Origin of the sequence: Mycobacterium sp. E802 (assembly GCF_001666875.1) — a bacterium.
Classification (GTDB): Bacteria; Actinomycetota; Actinomycetes; order Mycobacteriales; family Mycobacteriaceae; genus Mycobacterium.
Window position 1 is genome coordinate 1 of record NZ_LZJD01000144.1, and the last position, 21,084, is coordinate 21,084.

At 67.6% G+C, this 21,084-nt stretch carries 21 protein-coding genes; 10 read left to right on the top strand and 11 right to left on the bottom strand.

The genetic code is table 11. The annotated features are described in order from the left end of the window. The coding region (locus A5699_RS20755; protein WP_067773206.1) for an HNH endonuclease signature motif containing protein at positions 1 to 1,553 on the top strand (1,553 nt) is incomplete at its 5' end. A gap of 89 nt (positions 1,554 to 1,642) precedes the next feature. On the opposite strand, the gene A5699_RS20760 is transcribed toward A5699_RS20755, so the two are convergent. The 8 genes from A5699_RS20760 to A5699_RS20795 all read right to left on the bottom strand — a co-directional run bounded on the left by A5699_RS20760 (position 1,643) and on the right by A5699_RS20795 (position 10,104). After that, a complete protein-coding gene (locus A5699_RS20760; RefSeq protein WP_067773209.1) occupies positions 1,643 to 2,917 on the bottom strand; it encodes an esterase family protein in 1,275 nt (424 codons plus the stop codon). Positions 2,918 to 3,006: 89 nt separating this feature from the next. After that, entirely contained in the window at positions 3,007 to 4,977 is a 1,971-nt protein-coding gene (locus A5699_RS20765) for a CocE/NonD family hydrolase (RefSeq protein ID WP_082957810.1), read from the bottom strand. 107 nt (positions 4,978 to 5,084) lie between these two features. Continuing rightward, a complete protein-coding gene (locus A5699_RS20770) occupies positions 5,085 to 5,483 on the bottom strand; it encodes a heme-binding protein (RefSeq protein ID WP_067773295.1) in 399 nt (132 codons plus the stop codon). A gap of 346 nt (positions 5,484 to 5,829) precedes the next feature. Beyond that, on the bottom strand, positions 5,830 to 7,311 hold the full coding sequence (locus tag A5699_RS20775) for an acyl-CoA carboxylase subunit beta (RefSeq protein ID WP_231965785.1): 1,482 nt from the start codon (positions 7,309 to 7,311) through the stop codon (positions 5,830 to 5,832). A gap of 59 nt (positions 7,312 to 7,370) precedes the next feature. Next, positions 7,371 to 8,615, bottom strand: a complete 1,245-nt coding sequence (gene lipE / locus A5699_RS20780) for a lipase LipE (RefSeq protein WP_067773211.1) — start codon at positions 8,613 to 8,615, stop codon at positions 7,371 to 7,373. Continuing rightward, complete coding sequence (locus tag A5699_RS20785) at positions 8,612 to 9,097, bottom strand: peroxynitrite isomerase (RefSeq protein WP_067773213.1); 486 nt, start codon at positions 9,095 to 9,097, stop codon at positions 8,612 to 8,614. The genes lipE and A5699_RS20785 overlap by 4 nt, the downstream gene beginning before the upstream one ends. 21 nt (positions 9,098 to 9,118) lie before the next feature. Then, positions 9,119 to 9,754 carry an SRPBCC family protein gene (locus A5699_RS20790; RefSeq protein ID WP_067773216.1) on the bottom strand — a complete coding sequence of 212 codons (636 nt, stop codon included), beginning with the start codon at positions 9,752 to 9,754 and terminating at the stop codon, positions 9,119 to 9,121. After that, positions 9,751 to 10,104: a helix-turn-helix transcriptional regulator gene (locus A5699_RS20795; RefSeq protein WP_067773224.1), complete on the bottom strand. Its 354-nt coding sequence runs from the start codon at positions 10,102 to 10,104 to the stop codon at positions 9,751 to 9,753. The genes A5699_RS20790 and A5699_RS20795 overlap by 4 nt, the downstream gene beginning before the upstream one ends. A 93-nt stretch (positions 10,105 to 10,197) precedes the next feature. On the opposite strand from A5699_RS20795, the gene A5699_RS20800 reads away from it, so the two are divergent. The 3 genes from A5699_RS20800 to A5699_RS20810 all read left to right on the top strand — a co-directional run bounded on the left by A5699_RS20800 (position 10,198) and on the right by A5699_RS20810 (position 12,903). Beyond that, positions 10,198 to 10,737 (top strand): hypothetical protein, encoded by a 540-nt coding sequence (locus A5699_RS20800; RefSeq protein ID WP_067773226.1) that lies wholly within the window; start codon positions 10,198 to 10,200, stop codon positions 10,735 to 10,737. A gap of 90 nt (positions 10,738 to 10,827) precedes the next feature. Next, the gene (locus A5699_RS20805) at positions 10,828 to 12,219 is read left to right on the top strand and encodes a PepSY domain-containing protein (RefSeq protein ID WP_067773229.1); all 1,392 of its coding nucleotides are present in this window, start codon (positions 10,828 to 10,830) and stop codon (positions 12,217 to 12,219) included. A 15-nt stretch (positions 12,220 to 12,234) separates the two neighbouring features. Continuing rightward, the gene (locus A5699_RS20810; protein ID WP_067773231.1) at positions 12,235 to 12,903 is read left to right on the top strand and encodes a GNAT family N-acetyltransferase; all 669 of its coding nucleotides are present in this window, start codon (positions 12,235 to 12,237) and stop codon (positions 12,901 to 12,903) included. Positions 12,904 to 12,909: 6 nt separating this feature from the next. On the opposite strand, the gene A5699_RS20815 is transcribed toward A5699_RS20810, so the two are convergent. Then, positions 12,910 to 13,497, bottom strand: coding sequence for a TetR/AcrR family transcriptional regulator (locus tag A5699_RS20815; RefSeq protein ID WP_082957811.1), 588 nt, complete (start codon positions 13,495 to 13,497; stop codon positions 12,910 to 12,912). A 111-nt stretch (positions 13,498 to 13,608) separates the two neighbouring features. Between A5699_RS20815 and A5699_RS20820 the strand changes: the two genes are divergently transcribed. From A5699_RS20820 to A5699_RS20840, 6 genes are all read left to right on the top strand, one after another. Then, on the top strand, positions 13,609 to 14,616 hold the full coding sequence (locus A5699_RS20820) for an NAD-dependent epimerase/dehydratase family protein (RefSeq protein WP_067773248.1): 1,008 nt from the start codon (positions 13,609 to 13,611) through the stop codon (positions 14,614 to 14,616). Continuing rightward, positions 14,613 to 16,841 carry an acyl-CoA dehydrogenase gene (locus A5699_RS20825; protein WP_067773251.1) on the top strand — a complete coding sequence of 743 codons (2,229 nt, stop codon included), beginning with the start codon at positions 14,613 to 14,615 and terminating at the stop codon, positions 16,839 to 16,841. The genes A5699_RS20820 and A5699_RS20825 overlap by 4 nt, the downstream gene beginning before the upstream one ends. 9 nt (positions 16,842 to 16,850) lie before the next feature. Beyond that, positions 16,851 to 18,068: a thiolase family protein gene (locus A5699_RS20830; protein ID WP_067773253.1), complete on the top strand. Its 1,218-nt coding sequence runs from the start codon at positions 16,851 to 16,853 to the stop codon at positions 18,066 to 18,068. Between the two features lie 5 nt (positions 18,069 to 18,073). After that, on the top strand, positions 18,074 to 18,496 hold the full coding sequence (locus A5699_RS20835) for a Zn-ribbon domain-containing OB-fold protein (RefSeq protein ID WP_067773256.1): 423 nt from the start codon (positions 18,074 to 18,076) through the stop codon (positions 18,494 to 18,496). Positions 18,497 to 18,540: 44 nt separating this feature from the next. Beyond that, a complete protein-coding gene (locus tag A5699_RS28730; protein ID WP_076240706.1) occupies positions 18,541 to 18,825 on the top strand; it encodes a hypothetical protein in 285 nt (94 codons plus the stop codon). Positions 18,826 to 18,890: 65 nt separating this feature from the next. Beyond that, a complete protein-coding gene (locus A5699_RS20840; RefSeq protein ID WP_067773266.1) occupies positions 18,891 to 19,727 on the top strand; it encodes an SDR family NAD(P)-dependent oxidoreductase in 837 nt (278 codons plus the stop codon). Here A5699_RS20840 and A5699_RS20845 read toward each other — a convergent pair. Both A5699_RS20845 and A5699_RS20850 read right to left on the bottom strand, forming a co-directional pair. Beyond that, entirely contained in the window at positions 19,724 to 20,398 is a 675-nt protein-coding gene (locus A5699_RS20845) for an enoyl-CoA hydratase-related protein (protein WP_067773269.1), read from the bottom strand. The two genes, A5699_RS20840 and A5699_RS20845, sit on opposite strands and share 4 nt — an antisense overlap. Next, complete coding sequence (locus A5699_RS20850; protein WP_067773271.1) at positions 20,395 to 21,012, bottom strand: TetR/AcrR family transcriptional regulator; 618 nt, start codon at positions 21,010 to 21,012, stop codon at positions 20,395 to 20,397. The genes A5699_RS20845 and A5699_RS20850 overlap by 4 nt, the downstream gene beginning before the upstream one ends. Between the last annotated feature and the right edge of the window lie 72 nt (positions 21,013 to 21,084).

The following is a 21,084-nucleotide window of genomic DNA, read 5'->3' on the forward strand; positions in this document are numbered from 1 at the left end:
CCGCGGCTGAGCGGTTGGCGCTGATCGGGGAGGTCGTGGCCCGTCATTGCGACGACGAGGATGAGGTGTCGGCGCATGCGGCGATTGACGGGTGGGAACTGGCGGCCGCGGCGGTGAGCGCGGCGTGCAATCTGGGTCGGCGTCAGGCCTCGGCGCAGATGCGTATCGCCGAGGCGCTGCGGGAGCGGTTGCCGAAGGTGGCGGCGGAGTTCGCCCGTGGTGAGGTTTCGGCGAAGGTGATCGCGGCGATCACCTGGCACACCCAGAACATCATCGATCCCGGGGCGTTGGAGTTGGTCGATGCCGCGTTGGCCGGTACTGCCCACAGTTACGGTGCGTTGTCGGTGGACAAGGCCGAGCAGGCCATCGCTGTGTGGGTGGAAAAGTTCGAGCCGGCCGCGGTGCGTCGTGGCCGTACCGGAGCGCGTAGTCGTGATGTCAACTTCGGTGATGTCGATGACCCGAACGGGACCGTGTCGATCTGGGGCCGGTTGTTGGCCACCGATGCGGCCTTGTTGAAGAAGGTGTTGACCGAGATGGCCCGGGGTGTGTGTGAGGCCGATCCGCGGACCATGGCGCAGCGTCGCGCTGATGCGTTGGGGGCGTTGGCGGTCGGGGCCGAGCGGTTGACCTGCCAGTGTGGCAGCCCGCAGTGCCCGGCCGCCGGGGTTGATCCACGCTCGAGCAGTGTGGTGGTCCACCTGCTCACCGATCAGCTGCCCCAACACGTGCCCGCACCGCAGGACAGCGACGGCCAGGCGAGCGACGTCGGCGATACTCCGGGCGAGGTCGATGCCGAGGCCGCCGTGCCTGCTGAGCCCGTCCACGACACCGTCCGGCCTGCCCAGCCGGTCGAGAAGGTGGTGGCGCAGACGCCGCGGGATGCTCGATTGCATGGCGACTCGACGAACTTCGTTGCCGATGACACCCCGGCGGTTGCCGGTAGCCCCGCGGTGATCCTCGGTGGTGGGATTGTGCCGGCGCCGTTGTTGGCGGAGTTGATCGCCACCGGCGCCAAGGTCGCACCGCTGGCCGATGCTGCGGTGTTGGATGCGGAGGATCATTACCGGCCTTCGGCGAAGCTGGCGGCGTTTGTGCGGTTGCGTGACATGCGGTGTATGTTTCCCGGCTGCGGTGTGTCCGCGCAGAATTGCGATCTGGACCACTGTGTGGCCTGGCCGCAGGGGCCCACCCATCCGGGCAATCTCGGACCGAAATGCCGGACCCACCACCTGCTCAAGACCTTCCCGGCCGCAGACGGTGGCTGGACTGACGTGCAACATCCCGACGGCAGCCATACCTGGACTGGGCCCACCGGACAGATTTACCGCACCACTCCGTTCAGCCAGATCCTGTTCCCGCAGTGGAACACTCAAACACCACCGCCACCACCACCGCCACCGCCGCCACAGACGGGGCGTGGGCCCACACCACCGGCCCAGCGCGATATGAAGATGCCCACGCGCGCTCGTACTCGTGAACAAACGCGCATCCAACGCATCAACGCCGAACGCCGACTCAACACCGAAGGCGGCGACGCCCCACCCTTCTAAGGCAATTCAGCCAAGCCGCTCGATGATTGTGGTCTTGGCCATATCGCCGCGGGCACCGCACCTGCGCGAAAGTTGCCTGCTCCGTGGAATTATCGCGGTGCCGCGACAGGCTGGGTTACCGGCGGCAGGCTCAGACCAGGCGCCAGCGCAGCAGGTGCGTTCGCCGCCGCCGGGATTGCCGCGGGGACCGTGGCGGCGGGCACCCGTGCGGCAGGCACCGTCGCGGCAGGCACCGTCGCGGCAGGCACTCGCGCAGCCGGCAGGGGAGCGACCGGCAAACCGGCCGTCGGAACCGGTACCCCGGCAGCTCCCGGAACAATCGGCGCGCCAGGCACCCCCGCAGCTCCCGGTACCGCAGGCGCGGCCGGCGCGGGATTCGCCGCGGCAGCAGCCGCAGCCGCGTTCTGGTTGAGCACCCGCAGGAGATCGGGCTTCATCTGCTGCAGCTGCGAACCCCAGTAGTTCCAGTTGTGTGTTCCGTTCGGGGGGAAATTGAACACCGCGTTGCGACCGCCCGCGGCCACATACTTCTGCTGGAACTCCTTGTTGGTGTTGATCGTGATGTTCTCCAGGAACTGCGCGCTGTACAACGTGCCGAAGTTGCCGCCTGGCCCGTCGAGTTCGGAGGGCACGCCGTTGCCGCAGTACACCCAGATCGCGGTGTTATTGGCCACCAAGCGGTTGACGTTGACCATCGGGTCATTGCGTCGCCAGGCGGGATCGTTGGAGGTGCCCCACATGTCGGTGGCGTTGTAGCCTCCGGCGTCCTTCATGGCAAAGCCGATCATCGTGGGCCACAAGCCTTGTGAGGGGTTCAGGAAGCCGGACAACGCCCCGGCGAAGATGAACTGGGAGGGATGCCAGATCGCCAGGTTCAGCGCCGCGCCCCCGGACATCGACAATCCGACCACGGCGTTGCCGGTCGGTGCCACGTCGCGCTTGGTGGCCAGATAGGCCGGCAGCTCCTGGGTGAGGAAGGTCTCCCACTTGTACGTGGTGGTGCCGGCACTGCCGGCTGCGGGCCGGTACCAGTCGGTGTAGAAGCTGGACTGCCCGCCCACCGGCATGACCACGGAGATACCGGACTGGTAGAACCACTCGAACGCCGCGGTGTTGATGTCCCAGCCGCTGGCGTCATCCTGTGCGCGCAAGCCGTCGAGCAGGTACAGCGCATGCGGTCCGCCGCCCTGGAACTGCACCGTGATGTCACGGCCCATCGAAGCCGACGGCACTTGTAGCCGTTCCACGGGCAGGCCATCGCGGGAATACGCCGCTGCGGTCGGTGTCGACCCGGTGATCCCGACGATCCCGAGCCCGGCAATCACCGTCCCCGCCGTCACCACCGCCGCCGCGCGGCGCGCCATCCGACCGAACAATCTCAGTCTCACACCGGCACGCTAACAACGCCCGCACACTCGACATCAGGGCCGCGCCCGGCGTAACCCCTCCGTTATCAAGGTGATTCGGTTCCGAAGCCGCGCGATTCGTCCGGGCTGAACGCCGCCGGGTCGGCCACCGGGATGAGCAGGCTCGATGGTGACACCCCGCCCTGATGAAGGGTGTACGTGCCACCGGCGAGGGCCGCGCGGGCCGGACGCGTGGGCACCAGATGGGGAAAGTCGTAGGTGGTGAGCGTCAACCGCAGCCGATGCCCCGGCGCGATGAGCGCTGCGGTAGGAAAGATTTCGACGTCATAGCGGGTCAGCTCACCGGGCACCACGGGCTGTGCGGCATCGCGAGTGCTGATGTGATGTGGCCGCAGCACCTGGCCGCCGGAACCATCGGAACCGTCGGGCACATACCACGTCGTCTCCGGATCCAACGCGCGATGGGAACCCAGCAGCGCCCCCTGCGTCAGGGGCCGGCTGGCTCCGTCGGGTGCGACGTCATCGAGGTGGGCCACCCACAGCGTCTCGGTGGTGTCGGCCGTCGCGTGAATGGTCAACGTGACCGGGCCGGCGATGAGTTTGGCGTCGGTGAACTCACTTGTGGTGTAGGTGAGTGCTTCTCGCTGCAGCCGCCGGTTGTCCAGGTCGTAACTGATCCGGCGACCGGTCTGGGAGGCCATGAAGCTGCCCATCCCCAGGCTCCACTGTTCCAGGCTGCGACCGGAGATCGGGCCGCGCACCGTATAACGCAGGGTGGCCTCGGTCTGCTCGGTCGCCGGCTCGGTGCGGAGGTGGCCACCGTCGGCCAGAAAGAGCCGCGTCGGCGTGGTTTCGGGAAACGGATAGTCCTGGGCCCGGAACCAGTCCGCGCTGCCGATCGCCTGGAAGCGGATCGGCGGACCGGTCACCGCGGCGGAGGCGTCGTCCTTGAGCCATCGGTCGAACCACCGCAACTGCAGCGCGTGGAGATGCAGGCCGTCCAGATCCGACACGTGATACCAGGGGCCCATGATCAACTGCACCCGCTCCGACAGCGGCTGGCCCGGCTGCATCGGGACGTGCGACGGTCGCCCCGCGTAGGCGTTCTGCAGCGCAACATAGTTCAGCGGGGCGCCGCGCTGGAAAGCGTCGTGCCAGCCTCCGACCAGGAAGACGGCGACCTGGTTGCGCGCGATCTCGGGCAGCACATCCGAGGCCCGCATGGAGTCCCAGAACGGACCGTCGAAAGCGGTGTCGCCGCCGGCGGCCGCGTCGGCGATCATCGTGCGGAAATACTGGCGCTGGTCCCGCCCGCGCTGACGGACCGCGGCCAGACCGCCGACCCGGGGACGCTCGTGAGAGCCGCGCTTGGCGAACTCCAGGACCGGGTTGACGACGTTGAGCAACGAATAGACCGCACCATAGGCACGCACCGTGCGCATGTGCGGCACACCGCCCATGGTGACCACGTCGCGGTAGAAATCATTGGCGGCCATCACCGGGAAGATCGCCTTCAACGGCGAATCGGGGCCGACTGCCGCAGCGGTGAGCAACTGGTTGGCCGCCAGGTACGAGATGCCGAACATCCCGACGCGCCCATTCGAATTCGGCAGGCGCGCAGCCCAGTTCACCAGGTCGACCCCATCTTGGACCTGCACGGCGCCCAGCATCTCGAACGATCCGCCGGACGCACCGGTGCCGCGCACATCGGCCATCACCTCGATGTAGCCGCGTCGGATCAGATAGGGCGTCGCCCCGCCACCGATCTGCGCGGCCGGCGGTGGTGCTTTCTTCCCGTAGGGGGTGATGGACAGCAGGACCGGAAAGGGGCCCGGTGCCGGGGCGCCGGTCTCCGGGATCGTCGGGTAGTGGATGTCGACGCGGAGCACGGTGCCGTCAGAGGTGCGGACTGCGACATTGTGGTGGATCCCGACGCCGTAGCGGGCCGGTCCCGGCGTCCATTCCGGTTCCAGCGGCGACGGAGTGCGCTTACGGACGCGGGTTGCCGCCCGTCCGGCCACCTTCTTGCCTGTCCGAATCTGCCACCGGTTCGCCATCCGTCCTCCTCGACGTGTTGACCTGGGTCCACGGTAATCAGTCCGCTGAATGCCAGCGGCCCGTCGCCACGACCTTCAGTCGCAGCGACGGGCCGGGGACGACGTGATCAGCCGGCCATGAACTCGTTATAAGCCGAGGACAGTTCCGGCGACAGCGCGGTCACATTGCACGCGCGCTGGGTTTCCCCGATGGGCGCCAGGATTCCGCGCAGGTCGTTGTACTCCTGCGGGTTGGCGGTGAAGTAACCGCGCAGCGTCGCCGCGGCCTGCGGACGCGGCTGGCTGAACGCGGTGGTGACCGCCTGGTTGGCGCCCGGGTGGCTGTCGAGATATGCGCGTGCCGCGCCGGTGGTGCTGCTGACCGTGCCGGCCACGCCGCTGGCGCTGCAGTCAGGTGCGGCCGCTGCCGTCGGCGCGCCGATCATTGCCGCCGCGACACCGCCGAGCAGGCCCGCGGCACAAGTGCCGACAATGCCACGACGCGCAGTGATACCGGTGAATTTCATGTTCATTTCCTTTGGCATTTGTGATGGGTCGCGATTGGTGATCGCGGTGATCCCCGCCCGAAAACGAAAGTAACCGCAATGCCGACGAGCAAAACATCGGCCGATTGAAACCGATGTGACGGGAGTGGTTTCGTTACGCCATATGCAGGTGAATTGCGCCTCAATTCCGGCAAATTGCAAACAATGATCTTGAATAGTCTCAGAGACCGACCCGCATTCTTAATTGATCGTGATATTGCGCCACGGGCGTGGTAACCAAATCGTTATCCAGGTATCCCGCCAGCTAACTCGAAGCGCCGGTGCTTGATCGCCAGATGCTGATCCCGCCGGTGCAGCGAAAGCGTGGTCACCAGGTGTCGATGAACCGCGGACGGGGTGCCGGCCGTTCGTGCTGAGCGGCCGCGGACAACGTGGCAGCAATCAGCCCTCGGGTTTCCGCGGGATCGACAACGTCGTCGAGTTCGAACATCGACGCAGAGTTGAGCGCCCGCGCATTCTCCTCGGCCGCCGCAGTCGCCGCGCGGACGGCCTGCTCGCGCTCGTCGGGATCGGCAATGGCTTCCAATTCCTTGCGCATACCCAGCCGCACGGCACCTTCCAAGCCCATCGGACCGAGGTGAGCACCCGGCCATGCCACCGTCAGCAACGGTTCGTGGAGGCTGCCTCCGCACATCGCCTGCGCACCCAGGCCATAGCCACGCCGCAGGATCACCGCGAGCAGCGGCACCGTCAGCGCAGCACCGGCCACCAACAACCGGGACCCGCGTCGCACCAGGGCCTCGCTCTCGGCCGCCGGGCCGACCATGTAGCCCGGGCAGTCCACCAGCGACACCACCGGCAGCCCGAACGCGTTGCACAGCTGCAGGAACCGCGCCGCCTTGTCGGACGCGGCCGCCGTGATCGCCCCGGCCATCACCATCGTGTTGTTGGCCAGAACGCCGACCGGCCTGCCGTCGATACGCGCCAGCGCCGTCACCATCTCCGGCGCGAACTTCTCCCGCAGGAAGGTGACCGAGTCCGCATCGGCCAGCGCCTCGATGATCGGGGCAACCGGATACGCGCGTCGCGCGCGTTCGGGAACCATTGTGCGCAGGGCGGTTTGGTCGACGGCCGGCCCGGGTGCTGCGGGGCCGGTGAAGTAACTGAGCAGCTTCTTGGTGGTCGCGACCGCCTCGGCCTCGTCGGCCACCACCACGTCGACGACGCCGTTGGGCGCCTGTACCGAGATCGGGCCGACGTCATCGGGGGCGACGTCACCGAGTCCGCCGCCAGCGATCATCGCCGGACCGCCCATCCCGATCGAGGTGTCCGCGGTCGCCACGATCAGGTCCGACGCCCCGGCGATCACCGCGTTGCCCGCAAAACACCGACCCTTGACCACTGCGATCCGCGGCACGACGCCGGACAGACCCGCCCACAACGCGAAGGCCCGGACCTCCAGGGAGGACACCGTCGGATAGTCGGTGTCCCCGGGGCGGCCGCCGCCCCCTTCGGCGAAGAACACCGTCGGAAGCTTCATCCGCTCGATGATCTCGAACAGCCGGTCCTTCTTCCGATGGCCCAAGGCGCCCTGGGTGCCGGCCAGCACGGTGTAGTCGTAGGACAGGACGGCACAGGCCACACCGTCGATCCGGGCGGTGCCGGCGATCATGCCGTCCGCCGGGGTGCGTTCGATGAGGTCGTCGAGGCTGCGACGCTGCCGTTGCGCCGCGATGGCGAAGCGCCCGTACTCGACGAACGATCCGTCGTCGACCAGGTCGGCGATGTTCTCCCGCGCGGAGCGGCCGCCGGCGGCGTGGCGCCGGGCCACCGCGTCGGGCCGGCCCATGTCCTGCGTCAGCGCCCGCCGGCGCAGCAGTTCGGCGAGATCGTCACGCACGGGGCCTCCTAGCCGACCGGGATCTCGGCCGCGATCCGGTCCAGCACTGCGGGATAGCGATTCGCCTCGCGGTGCGCGCCGGGCTTGCCGCTGCTGACGACGGCTGCCGAGAGGCTGCGCTGCGGGTCGGCCCACACCGCGATGTCGACGAGTCCGGTGTGTCCGAACGCCGACGGAGTGTTGCGTCCGAACGGACCGAACCGCTTGCCGCCCAGCATGTATCCGGTGCCCCAACGCATCGGTTTGAGCCCGGTCGCCACGTCCGGGCGCATCCGCCGGCACGGTGTGATGGCGGCCCGCAGCGTCTCCGGCTTCATGATCCGGACCCCGTCGAGTTCCCCGCCCCGGCGCAGGATTTCGGCGAACCGGGACAGTTCGTCGGCGTTGGAGACAGTTGTCGACGACGGGATGACACTGGTGAGGAACAGCGGGGTGTTGCTGAGCGGGATGATGCGGTCCAGCGTCCCACCGACCGCGGCCCGGAACGCCGCGGCGATCGGTGCCGGCAGCGGCTTGCCGGTGACGTGGCTGGGTGCCACCAGAGGGACCTCGTCGGGCTTGACGCCGTAATTGGTCCACCGGAATCCCAGCGGCTCGAGGATCTCGGTGGCCAGGATGTCGCGGATGTTGCGGCCGGTGGCCGCCGAGACGATTTCACGGACCAGCGGACCCCAGGTGAGTCCGTGATAGATGTGCACCAGCCCTGGCCGGTACACGGGTTTGAGCAGGGCCAGCTGATCGCGGGTGTACTCGCTGTCGTCGACGCGGGTGACGTCGGGACGCGGCCCGGTGTGAATCGGCACCCCGGCACTGTGGGTGATGACGTGCCGGATGGTGGTGCGGTCCTTGCCGTGGCTGGTGTAGCTGGGCAGGTAGTCGCAGACCCGGTCGTCGAGGGAGAAGTGCCCCTGCTCGACGAGCATGTGCACGACGGTGGTGCTGATGGCCTTGGCTGCCGAGTACACGCAGAACGGGGTCTCGGTGGTGACGGGGATCTTCTCGGCATCCGGCGCGTCGTCGGGGCCATTGCCCCAGCCGTGGCCGATCGCGCGGTTGAGGATCACTTTTCCATTGCGCCGCAGGCACACCTGGATGGCCGGGTGCATGCCTGCGCCGTACCAGTACCGAACCGACTCCCAGATCCGCTCGACGGCCTTCGGATCGATCTCCGAATGGTCCTCGTCGCCGATGTCGGTGACGGAGTCCAGGTCGGAGGGCAGGGCGATCTTGCCGGTCGGGGCTGGTTGGCTCATGTGGTTTTCCTGGTCAGCGTGGCGGAAAGGTGGTGTTGTAGCGGCAGGCCGACCGCGCCCATCTGCAGGTCATATGTCAGCTGGTCGCCGACGACGTGTACCGAACGGGTCAGCGCCACAACGTTTTTGGCTGACGCAGTCAGGCCGATGGTGGTCGCGGCCAGCTCCATGTCGATGCGTCCGTCGTCGACGCGCACGGTGCCTTCCTGGATTTCGGTGATGCCGGTGGGGTGGGCGAGCACCCATTCGACGCGACCCGGTTCGGGCGCCCGCAGGTATCCGGTCTCGGCGTGCAGTGGACGACCGTCGTCGCGGGCCTTGGTGCGCTGGCTGTAAGTGAGGAACGGTTTGCCGACGTGACCGAAGGTGATCTCCTCGAAGTACTCGAACGACTCGATCGTCGGATACTCGCCCGCTCCGGCACCGGCCCAGGTACCGAGCAAGGGGGCCAGCACGGTCAGGTTCGGGTGGAGGTCAGGCACAACGACAGGGTACGGCCCGGCTCAGGTGGCGGTGTAGGCCGCGGCGGTGCGATCTGCCGCAGCGCGGGCCTGCGTTGGATCCTCGCCGGCTGCCAGATCGGCCTGGTACCAGAGCTCGCTCGCCGCCGTCATGAAGCCGCGGCCCTCCTCGGTGGCTGCCCAGGCCGCGCCCTCCTCCGGCGTGATGCGGTCGCCACCGCTTAGGTAGCCGGCGAGGCCGAGAAGACCGGAATCCCAACCGACTCCGACCGCTCCCGGCCCGAACTGCAACCAGAACTCGTCGTCGTCGGCCACGTGCATGATGTGGTCGAGGGTGAAGGTGGCCCGATCCTCGGATTCGGCTGTGATCGTGACCTCGACCCAGCTGGTGGCGCCCATGGCCTCCCACGTCGTGGTGAACGAGCGCGGGGGATCACAGGTCAGCACCTCGCCGGAGGCATTGCCTTCGAGCTGAAAATGCCCGTCAACCTGCAGGTCGCCGGTGATGGGCAGGAACCAGCGCGGGATCCGTTCGATGCTGGTGCAGGCATCCCACAGGTCGGCAGCGTCGGTGTCGTAGGTCTGGCTGACGCTCACGACGCGGGCTTCGCGGGCCTCGAACGTTTTGCGGCCCACACTGCGGCGCACGGCGTTGAGTTGGTGCTGGACGTCGATCATGAGGAACCCTCCTGGTTCGTGGATTTCCTTCGTTCTCGTTTGCCGCGTGCGATCTCGGTCGCCAGGGCATCCAGGTGCGGTGTCCAATTGCGGCGGAACCGCTCCAGCCACTGGTCGACCTCACGCAACGGCGCCGTGTCGACGCGGTACAGCCGACGCGTGCCTTCGGCTCGGACGCTGGCGAAACCGTTGTCGCGCAGCACCTTCAGGTGTTGTGACACCGCAGGCTGGCTGATCTCGAATTCGGCGCGGACGACCTCGGTGATGGCGCCGGATGACATCTCACCGGCCTCGATGAGCTCCAGGATTCGCCTGCGCACCGGATCGCCGAGGATGTCGAAGGCGTGCACGGAATTAGAGTAAAAGCTGCTACTTATATAAGTCAAGGTTGAATAACCCGCGGTCCGCGGGCCGCCCCCTGGCCTGCCGGTAAAGTCCCGCAGGTGAGCACGCCCGTCGAGCAGGCCGCGCGGTGGCGTGGCGGCCTTGTCGGTGCGTGTTCGGCGCTCACCGCGACGGTCGCCCACACCGCCGCCGGAGGCCCGCCGCCGGCAAGTAGCCCGCTGATCGTGCTGTTGCTGCTGTGCGCGGCACTCGGAGCGGCCGTCGGCGGGCTGAGCCCGCAAACCCGCACCGCCCGCAGCGGTCTGTTGATCGCCGGGCTCGGCGCCGGCCAGTTACTCGGCCACCTCGCGCTGGCCATGGCCGGCGGCCACCACCACGGCGGCTCGCTGTTCACCGCGCCGATGGTGGGTATGCACGTCGGCGCCGCGGTGGCCCTCGGTCTGCTGATCGGTGCGGCCGAGTACCTCTACGTGATCTGCGCATCGGTGCTGTGCTGGCTGCGCATCTTTGTGATCACCCGAATCCGTGCTTCCGCGCGGCAGCCCCGATGGCGCTCGAAAGTGGTTGTGGCGCGACCAGTTCTGTTGCGCACCGGTCTGGGAATGCGGGCACCGCCGTCGGCATCCGGCATGGCCTGATGGCTTACATCTTCATCTGATCCGTCGACCCGACGGCTGTTTCGCTTGCGCGCGTGCGCTTCTCACATTCCTTTCACTCGAAGGCTTTTCATGACCACCACACCCGACGGTCAACTGCGCGAAGAATCACCTCCGCCCGTCACCACCCATTCCCTCCGACCCCTGCTGGTGCGGTTGCACTTCTATGCCGGCGTGTTCGTCGGACCGTTCATCCTGATCGCAGCGGTCACCGGGCTGCTCTATGCGCTGATCCCACAGATCGACACCTTCGTCCACCGCCACGAGCTCACGGTCGAGCATGTCGGCACCCAGCGCCTGTCGTTGGCCGACCAGCTCGCCGCGGCCCGGCACGCTCACCCCGAAGGCACGGTCGAGAGCATCCGGCCGCCCGCCGAGCCCGACGAGACCACCCAGATCCGGCTCGTGCTGGACCCGGCACTCAAGGACGTCCCGCCGGACTACTCCCGCACCGTGTTCGTCGACCCCTATACGGGTGAGGTGAAAGGCGCGCTGACCACCTACGGGCAGTGGATGCCGGTGCGGGCCTGGTTCGACGAGTTGCACCGCAACCTGCATCTGGGTGCGTTCGGCCGCAACTACTCCGAGCTGGCCGCGAGCTGGATGTGGGTGATCGCGTTGGCCGGGCTGGCCTTGTGGGTCATGCGGCGCCGCGACAACCGCACGGTACGCAACCTGCTGGTGCCGGACCGGGCTGCCTCGGGGCGGCGCCGCACGCTGTCCTGGCACGGTGCGGTCGGGGTGTGGATCGTGGCGGTCCTGCTGGCGTTGTCGGTCTCGGGAATTACTTGGTCCCGTCACGCGGGGGAGACGGTCAACGCCATTCAGGCGCAGTTGAACACCACCGCGCCCGCAGTCGACACCGGGCTGGCCACAGGCACGACACCGCATCACGGTCACCACGGTGGCGCGGCGGATCTGCACGGTGCCGATACGGTCCTACAGGCCGCCGAGCAGGCCGGCCTGCGTGGGCCGATGTGGATGTACCCGCCTTCCGAGGCGGGCCAGGGCTGGAAAGTCGCCGAACGCAAACGGGATTGGCCCACCCGGTACGACGAGATCGCCGTCGACCCGCATTCCGGTGCGGTTACCGACCGGGTGAACTTCGCGCAGTGGCCACTGTTGGCCAAGCTCACCGAGTGGACCATCGAGGCCCACATGGGCCTGCTGTTCGGCGTGGCCAACCAAATCGTGTTGGCGCTGACCATGATCGGTCTGATCACGGTGATCGTCCGCGGTTACCGGATGTGGTGGCAACGCAGGCCCACCCGCGGTTCGGACTGGGCGGTCGGTCGGCCACCGCTGCGTGGGGCGATCCGTCGGCTGCCGGTCTGGGGAATCGTCGTCCTCGTGGTGGTCGCGGCCATCGTCGGATGGGCCCTGCCGCTGTTGGGCCTGAGCTTGCTGGGCTTCCTGGTCGTGGACGTCGCGGTGGCCAGGATCGCACGCACCTCCCGTTGCTGATCTACGCTCGCGGGTATGACCGATCACGATAAAGCCGCGGCCCGGCGCGAAATCGCCGACGCTCTGCTCAACGCCCTCAACCGACGGCACGAGGTCCTCGACGTGATCGTTGAAGCCGACGATCGCCCGGCCGCCGTCAACGCAGTTGCCGACCTGCTCGGCACCTCACATTTGGCGGCCGAGGCCGTGGTGGGGTTGTCGTTCGCCCAGATCACCAAGGATTCCCGACGCGGCATCGCCGCCGAGCTCGACGACTTGAACAGCCAGCTGAGCTTCACCGTCGCCGAGCGGCCGGCCGCCTCGGGCGAGTCGTTAGAGCTGCGGGCGTTCCGCGCCCCCGACGACCGCGACATCTTCGAGGCCAGGACCGCCGACGTGAAATCGTCCGGCGACGGTAGCGGGGCTCCCGCGGCCGACGTGGACGACGAGATTAAGGCGGCGCTGGACCGGGTGTACGCCGAGGAAGCCGCCTGGTTCGTCGCGCTGGAGGGCGACGAGAAGGTCGGCATGGTGTTCGGCGAGCTGACTCACGGTGAGGTCAACGTCCGGATCTGGATCCGGCCGGAGTTCCGCAAGCGCGGGTACGGTACGGCGGCCCTGCGTAAGTGCCGTTCGGAGATGGCGACGTATTTCCCGGCCGTGCCGATGGTGGTGCGGGCACCGGGGGCCCAGCCGCCGGCCTGAGCCGTCTCAGTCGCCGGACTGCAGGCTCACGACGATGGCGCGGGCCATGGTCTCGGCACGCTGCCGCGAGTAGTTGCGTCCCTCGGACAGGACGGGATAGACCACGCCGCCGAGCAGGGCGTCGGCCGCTGCCGACGCGAGATCGGCATCGATGTGTTCAGCCCGCAGTCGGGTGCGCACGGAATCGAGCAGTGGTCGGCTGAAACCCGCCCGTAGCCGGGCCGCGGTGTCCTCGTGCTCCAACGATGCCGCGGTGAGGATGCGCAGCATGGCGTTGCCGCGTTTGGTGGTCAGCGCCGCGGCCAGCGTGCCGGCCCAGGACACCAGGTCGGCGGTGACGTCGTCGGTGTGCGGCATGGTGGCCAGGATCTTGTCGGCGTCCTCCAACAGGACGTCGGCCACCAGGGCGGGCCGGCTCGGCCACCAGCGGTAGATGGTTTGCTTGCCGACCCCGGCTCGCGCCGCGACGGCTTCGATGCTCAACCCGTCGAAACCCCGCTCCAGCAGCAACGCACGGGTGGCGTCGATGATCGCCACCCGCGACTTCTCGCTGCGCCGCCGTGGTGGCGCAACCTCGTTCGCAGAGCGCGTCATCGGCATGTCCTCGTCGGTCCGGATCTTTACAGGGAAAGCTACCGGCCGTAGTCTCCCACAAGACGAGACGGAGCGTCTCGTAAACGACATGGACGACGAACGCAAGGGCGCATGGCAACAAAGAAACTGGTCATCGGGGCCAGCGGGTTCCTCGGTTCACATGTCGCCCGTCGGCTCGTCGAACACGGTGAGGACGTTCGAGTGCTCATCCGCAGCACCAGCTCCACTCGTGGGATCGACGATCTCGACGTGGAGCGGATGTATGGCGACATCTTCGACCCCGAGTCCGTGCGCGCCGCGATGGACGACTGCGACGTGGTGTACTACTGCGTTGTCGACGCGAGAGCCTGGCTTTCCGACACTGCTCCGCTGTGGCGCACCAATGTCGAAGGGCTGCAAGAGGTTCTCGACGTCGCGGTCGAAGCGGGGCTGCGCAAGTTCGTCTTCACCAGCTCGATCGCGACGATCGGGGTGGCCGAATCCGGCTGTGCCACCGAAGAACTACCGAACAACTGGCTCGACGTGGGCGGCGACTACGTCCACACCAGGGTGCTGGCCGAACAGATGGTGCTGCGGTACGCCCGCCAACACGACCTGCCCGCGGTGGCCATGTGCGTGTCCAACACCTACGGCCCGGGTGATTGGTTGCCGACCCCGCACGGTCGTCTGGTCGCCGCCGCAGTACGCGGAAAGATGCCGTTCTATGTCAAGGGCGCGGCGGCCGAGACGGTCGGTATCGCCGACGCCGCGGAGGCACTGATCCTGGCCGGCGAGAAAGGCCGGGTCGGTGAGCGCTACATCGTCTCCGAGCGTTTCCTGACGGCCCAGGAGATCTATCAAACTGCCTGTGCCGCAGTCGGTGTCGAGCCGCCCCGGCGTGGGTTGCCGATTCGCCTGCTGGCCGCCGCCGGCGCGGTGGTCGACCCGTTGGCCCGGCTGAGTAAGAAAGAGAATCAGCTCAGCCCGTTGACCGTACGACTGATGCACATCATGTCGCCGATGGATCACGGCAAAGCGGTACGTGAACTCGGTTGGCAACCGCGGCCTGTGGCGGAATCCATCGCCGAAGGCGCACGGTTCTTCGCCTCCGGCCAGTACGCATCGAGGCGGCGCGCATGAGCCACGTATCAATTGCCCTCACACCCGAGCAACAGCAACTGGGTGAGGCCGTCACACGGTTCGCGGCCCGCCACGCCCCGATCGATGCCACCCGGGCCACACTCGGCGACCTGGCGAAAGGCGCCCTGCCGGCGTGGTGGAGTGCCTTGGTGGACAGCGGTTTTCATGCCGTGCACGTGCCGGAGGCCGTCGGTGGACAAGGCGGTGGGCTGGAAGACATGGCCTGCGTGTTGGAGGCCGCCGGTGCGGCCCTATTGCCCGGGCCGCTGCTCACCACGGCGACCGCCGGGGCCGTCCTGGACGCCCGGCAGGGTACCGCGGCCGAGACGTTGCTCAAGGAGATCGCCGCGGGGACACCGGCGGTTGTGGTGTCCGACCAGTGGTCCGACATCCGGGGCCGGCCTGACGGAGAAGGCTGGCGGCTCACCGGGTCGTCCGGTCTGGTCTTGGGGATCTGCTCGGCGCAGCGCGTGGTGGTGCCCTTCACCGATGACACGGGCGGTCTGCGGTGGGCCATGCTGGAACCGGACGCCGCCCAGGTGGAATCGCGTCGCGGAACGGACCTGACGACGGATCTGGGCATCCTGCACCTTCAGGCCCATGCGGTGGCCTCAGCGGCAGTGCTGACCGGGGTGGACGCCGATCGGGTCACGGCGGTGACCGTCGCGCTCACCGCGTCGGTGGCCGCGGGCATCACGCAATGGTGTGTGCACACCGTGACCGAACACCTGCGTACCCGTGAACAATTCGGCAAACCGATCGGCACATTCCAGGCGCTGCAGCACAAGGCGGCGATGCTGCTGGTGAACAGCGCCCTGGCCACGGCAGCGGCCTGGGACGCGGTGCGGGCGCTGAGCGGATCTGACGACGCTGACCAGCACCGGCTCACTGCCTGCTCGGCCGCGGTGATGGCCGTGATGCCGGTTCCGGGCCTGGTTCTCGAGGCGCTCACCATGCTGGGCGCCATCGGCTTCACCTGGGAGCACGATCTGCACTTGTACTGGCGGCGGGCCACAAGTCTGGCCGCCTCGATCGGTCCGTTGTCACGGTGGACCCGGGCACTCGGCGAGCTGTCGGGCACCGCGAGCCGCGACGTGACCGTGAACCTCGGCGACTCTGACGCGGACTTCCGGGCCCGGGTCGCCGAGGTCCTGGATCATGCACGTGGACTGAGCGACAACGGTTTCGGACGGCAGGGCGACTATCCCGAGTTCACTGTAGGGCCGCGGCGCACACTGTTGGCCGACTCGGGGTTGATCGCCCCGCACTGGCCCGCGCCGTGGGGTCTTGACGCCGGTGTGCGCCAACAGCTGATCGTGGCCGAGGAGTTCGCGCGGCGCGCCGAGTTGGTCCGGCCGTCGGTGGGCATCGCCGAGTGGATCCTGCCGAGTGTCATTGCCGCCGGATCGGCCGAACTGCAACAACGTTTCGTGCCTGCCACGCTGCGTGGCGAGCTGGCGTGGTGCCAACTGTTCAGCGAACCCGGCGCCGGGTCCGACCTGGCATCGCTGAGCACCAGGGCCGAGCGGGTCGAGGGTGGCTGGCGGATCAACGGACACAAGATCTGGACGTCGCTGGCGCATCGGGCCGATTTCGGCGCACTGCTGGCCCGTACCGACCCGGATGCCGCCAAGCACCGAGGCATCGGCTACTTCATCCTCGACATGCGTTCGCCCGGCGTGGAATTCCGTCCGATCACCCAATCCAGTGGGCGGGCCGAGTTCAACGAGGTGTTCCTCACCGACGTGTTCGTGCCCGACGAGATGCTGCTCGGCGACCCGGGGTCGGGCTGGCAGTTGGCGATCAGCACCATGGCGCACGAGCGGGTGGCGATCAGCGGTTACGTCAACATCGACCGGATGGGCGCGCTGCGCGAGCTAGTGGGCACGAGCCCCGATCCCGACCCCATCCGGCACGCCATCGGCGAGATCGACGCCTACACGAACGCGCTCAAGGCTTTGGGTGTGCGCGAGACTCTACGGCTGCTCGACGGTCAGCCACCGGGGCCGGCGTCGAGCATCGCCAAGGTTGCCACCAACGTGATGCTGCGCCGGGCCGCCGAACTCACCCTCGGCCTCACCGGGCCGCTCGCGCTGGAACAGGACAGCAGCCCCGCGGTCGTTTCGCCCTACCTGGACCTTCCGGCCGAGCTGATCGGCGGCGGTACCACCGAGATCCAACTCAACATCATCGCCCAGATGATTCTGGGTCTGCCCCGAAAGTGAGGTACCCACATGGGTTTGCGTGGTGAGGCCGCGATCGTCGGCTACGTCGAGCTGCCGCCGGAGAAGCTGAACAAGGCCGCGGCATCCGGCCCGGCCCCGTTTACGTTGGAACAGTGGGCATTGCTGGCGGCGGCTGCGCTGGAGGATGCTGGTCTGTCGGCTGAGCAGGTCGACGGCATCGTCACCTCGCATCTCGGCGAATCCGAGATCTTCGTGCCGTCCACCGTGGCCGAGTACCTGGGTGTCCGAGCGAATTTCGCCGAGTTGGTGGACCTGGGTGGGGCCAGCGCCGCGGGCATGGTGTGGCGGGCCGCCGCCGCGATCGAACTCGGCCTGTGCGACGTGGTGCTGTGCGCACTGCCGGCGCGCTACATCACGCCGTCTTCCGAGCTGAAACCGAAGCCGTTGACCGACGCGGTGTTCTTCGGCTCGTCCAGCAACCAATTCGGCTCTCCGCAGGCCGAATTCGAGATCCCCTACGGCAACCTGGGACAGAACGGCCCGTACGGTCAGGTGGCGCAGCGCTACGCCTACGAGTACGGCTATGACGAGCGGGCGATGGCCAAGATCGTGGTGGACCAGCGCGTGAACGCCAACCACACCGACGGCGCGATCTGGAAAGACACCCCGCTGAGCATCGAGGACGTGCTGGCCAGTCCGGTGATCGCCGATCCGCTGCACATGCTTGAGATCGTGATGCCGTGCGTCGGTGGGGCCGCGGTCGTGGTGGCCGCCGCCGATGTTGCCGCCCGGACACGGAACCGGCCGGTGTGGGTCAAGGGTTTTGGTGAGCATGTACCGTTCAAGACCCCCACGTACGCCGAGAACCTCCTGGACACCCCGATCCGCAAGGCGGCCGACACCGCATTCGGGATGTCCGGGCTCACGAGGTCGCAGATGGACATGGTATCGATCTACGACTGCTACACCATCACGGTCCTGCTCAGCCTGGAGGACGCCGGGTTCTGCGAGAAGGGCAAGGGCATGTCGTTCGTCTCCGATCACGACCTGACCTTCCGGGGGGACTTCCCGCTCAACACCGCAGGCGGCCAACTCGGTTTCGGCCAGGCCGGATTGGCTGGCGGCATGCACCACGTGTGCGACGCCACCCGTCAGATCATGGGACGGGCCGGCGCGGCTCAGGTAGGCCACTGTGATCGCGCGTTCGTCTCCGGCAATGGCGGCATCCTGTCCGAGCAAACCACGCTGATCCTGGAAGGCGATTGATACCGATGAACGGATTCACCCGGCCGCTGCCGGTGAAAACCCCTACCAGCACGCCGTTCTGGGATGCGCTCGCCGAGCACCGCATCGTGATCCAGTACTCGCCGTCGACGCAGGCCTACGTGTTCTATCCGCGGGTACTCGCCCCGCGAACCTTGGCCGACGACCTGGAGTGGCGGGAGATCTCCGGGATGGGCACCCTGTACTCCTTCACCGTGGCCCGACGCCCGGTCGGTCCGCACTTCGCCGACGCGGTTCCGCAAATGCTGGCGATCGTGGAATGGGATGAGGGGCCGCGGTTCTCCACCGAGATGGTCGACATCGAGCCGGACGAACTCAGCGTCGGGATGCGGGTCAAACCGGTGTTCTGTGACCATCCGGAAGCGTTTGCCGGAGCGGGTGTGACGATGCTGCGCTACACGCGGGCTTGATCACATCACTTGGCAGGAGGCTCACAGCGTAGGAGTATGGAGTCATGCTAACCATACGAAAACTCATGGGGCCAGTGTTCGTAGCGGGAGCCGCAGCGGCGATTGCCGCAGGACCGACAGCCGCACTTCTCACCGATGCGCCTGCCTCGACCACCACGATCAGTGCTCAGCCCAGCGGCAGCGGTGACGCCGGCGGCGGTGGTGGCTGCGACAGCGGCCCCGGCTGGCAGGGCTGTGGTGGCTGGAATCCCGCCCAGGGCGGTTGGGGTCACGGTTGCATCAACGGCATCTGTGGTGGCTGGGACGGCCAACGCGGCTGGGGCAACTGATATCCCGGCCGGGCGCACGCCCATGGACTCCTGCCCGCCTCGGTGATCTGACCGGCAAGCGGATTATGGTGACCGGCGCCACCAACGGCGTCGGGCTCGGCACCGCGAGGGCGTTGACGCGCGCCGGTGCGCACGTCATCCTCGCGGTCCGCAACACCGAGCTGGGAGCGCTGCGCGCCGCCGAGATCGGCGGTTCGACCGAGGTGATCCAACTCGACCTGGCCGACTTGACCTCGGTGCGCGCGTTTCCGGGGAAGCTGGACGGTGACGTCGACGTCCTGGTCAACAACGCCGGGGCACTCAGCCAGCACCGCGCCGATACCGTCGACGGCTTCGAGATGACCATCGGGACAAACCTGTTGGGGCCGTTCGCGTTGACGAATCTGCTGTTCGACCGGATCCGGACGCAGATCGTCAACGTCGGTTCCGACGCCCACAAATCGGCGACCCTCCACCTCGACGATCTGCACCTTCGTCACAGCAAGTGGTCGGTGATGGGCGCCTACGCCGCCTCCAAGCTGGCGGTGATGCTGTGGGGGCTGGAGCTCGACCGCCGGTTGCGGGCCGCGAAATCGCCTGTCGAGACCCGCCTTACGCATCCGGGGTGGGTGTCCTCCAACCTGCCCAACGTCTCCGACAAGCCGTTGATGAGCGTGGTGCAACGCGGCGTCAAGGCGGTGGCCGACGTGTTCGGCAACGACCTCGACGCCGGAGCGGCACCGACGCTCTACTGTCTGAGCGAACCGATCCCGCCCGGCAGCTACGTCGGCGTCGAGGGCAGGTTCGGGCTGCGGGGCGGGCCGGTCCTGATCGGGCGCTCGGCCGTGGCGTGTGATTACGAGACCGCAGCTCGCGTGGTCGAATTCGCCGAACACGAGACCGGTACGACGATTCCGGTCTAGCCGGCCGCCTCCGGCTCGGCGGCGGTGAGGGCCTGTGCTGCGGTGCCGAACATGACCAGCTTGATCGCGCCGAGGGTGCCGGAGTCCTTGCCTCCCAAGGGCCGCAGCAGTTCGGTGGCCGCGGCGGTGACGGATCCTTCGGGCGCAGTGTCGTCGACCAGACCGTGGGCGTGAGCGTCGGTACCTCCGAACCGGCGGCCGGTGGTCATCGAGGCGACGGCCGCCTGCGGTGTGAGCTTGGCCTGGATCAGCGCGGCCATTCCCGGGGTGAACGGGATCCGGATGTCCACCTCGGGGAAGCAGAAGAACCCGCGGTCGGCACGCATCACCCGGAAATCGTGGGCCATGGCGAGCATGGCGCCGGCACCGAAGGCATGGCCGACCACCGCGGCCGCCGTGGGAATCGGCAGGGTCAGCACGCGCGCCAACAGGCCCTGCACCCGGCCGACGTACCAGGCGCCCTGATCGCTGTGGGCGCCGAGCCAATCCAGATCCAGTCCGTTGGAATAGAACTTGCTGTCGGCGGTGGTCACCAGGCCGTGCGCGCCCTTGGCCAGCACGGTGTCCAAGTGGGCGTGGACCTCTTCGAGGAATTCGGGGGAGAACCGGTTCTCGTCGTCGCCGAGATCCAGCACGGCGATGTCGCCGTCGTAGTCGAGGGTCGCGGTCATGAGTTTCCTTTCGTCTGCGGGATAGGGGCAGGGCCGGTGGCCAGGACGGCCGTCACGGCCGCACTGAGATGGTGGCGGGCAGTCGGATCGGCAAGGCGATTGCGGTGCAACAGGATTGCCGTCGGCAGGTCGACGATGCACGTCGTCACGGTGTCGACGGCCGCGCGGTCGCGCCGGTTCCAGGCAGACGTCGCAAGTCCGATCATCAACTCGACCAATTGGGTTTCCAGCGCACGCAATTGATCGGCGAGGTCCTCGGGTACGTCGGGACCGAGGAGCTGTTCGCGGCGGATCTGCAGGAGGAGCCTCGCCGAGGCTGGGTGGCGCTCAGCGAAGATCACCGGCGCATCGGCCGCCGCTGCGATCGCGTCGGTACCGGGTCGAGCGGCGTCGACCAACTCGCGTTGCAACGCCAGGAATCGACGCCCCGCGCGCAACCACGCTTGCCCCAGCAGGCCGACGCGGGAGCCGAAGGAGTGATACAGCGCGCCATTGGACAATCCGACCGCCTCGCTGATGGCGCGGATCGTGACAGCCGCGGGGCCGGCCTGGGCAACGAGGCTTTCGGCAGCGTCGAGAACCGCATCCGGGTCATAGCGGCGGGGTCGGGGCACCTCGTCACGTTAACAGAGCAGTTGCTCTGGTAAAAACGAAGCAGTTGACGATGACTAAGGCGACCCTTAGTT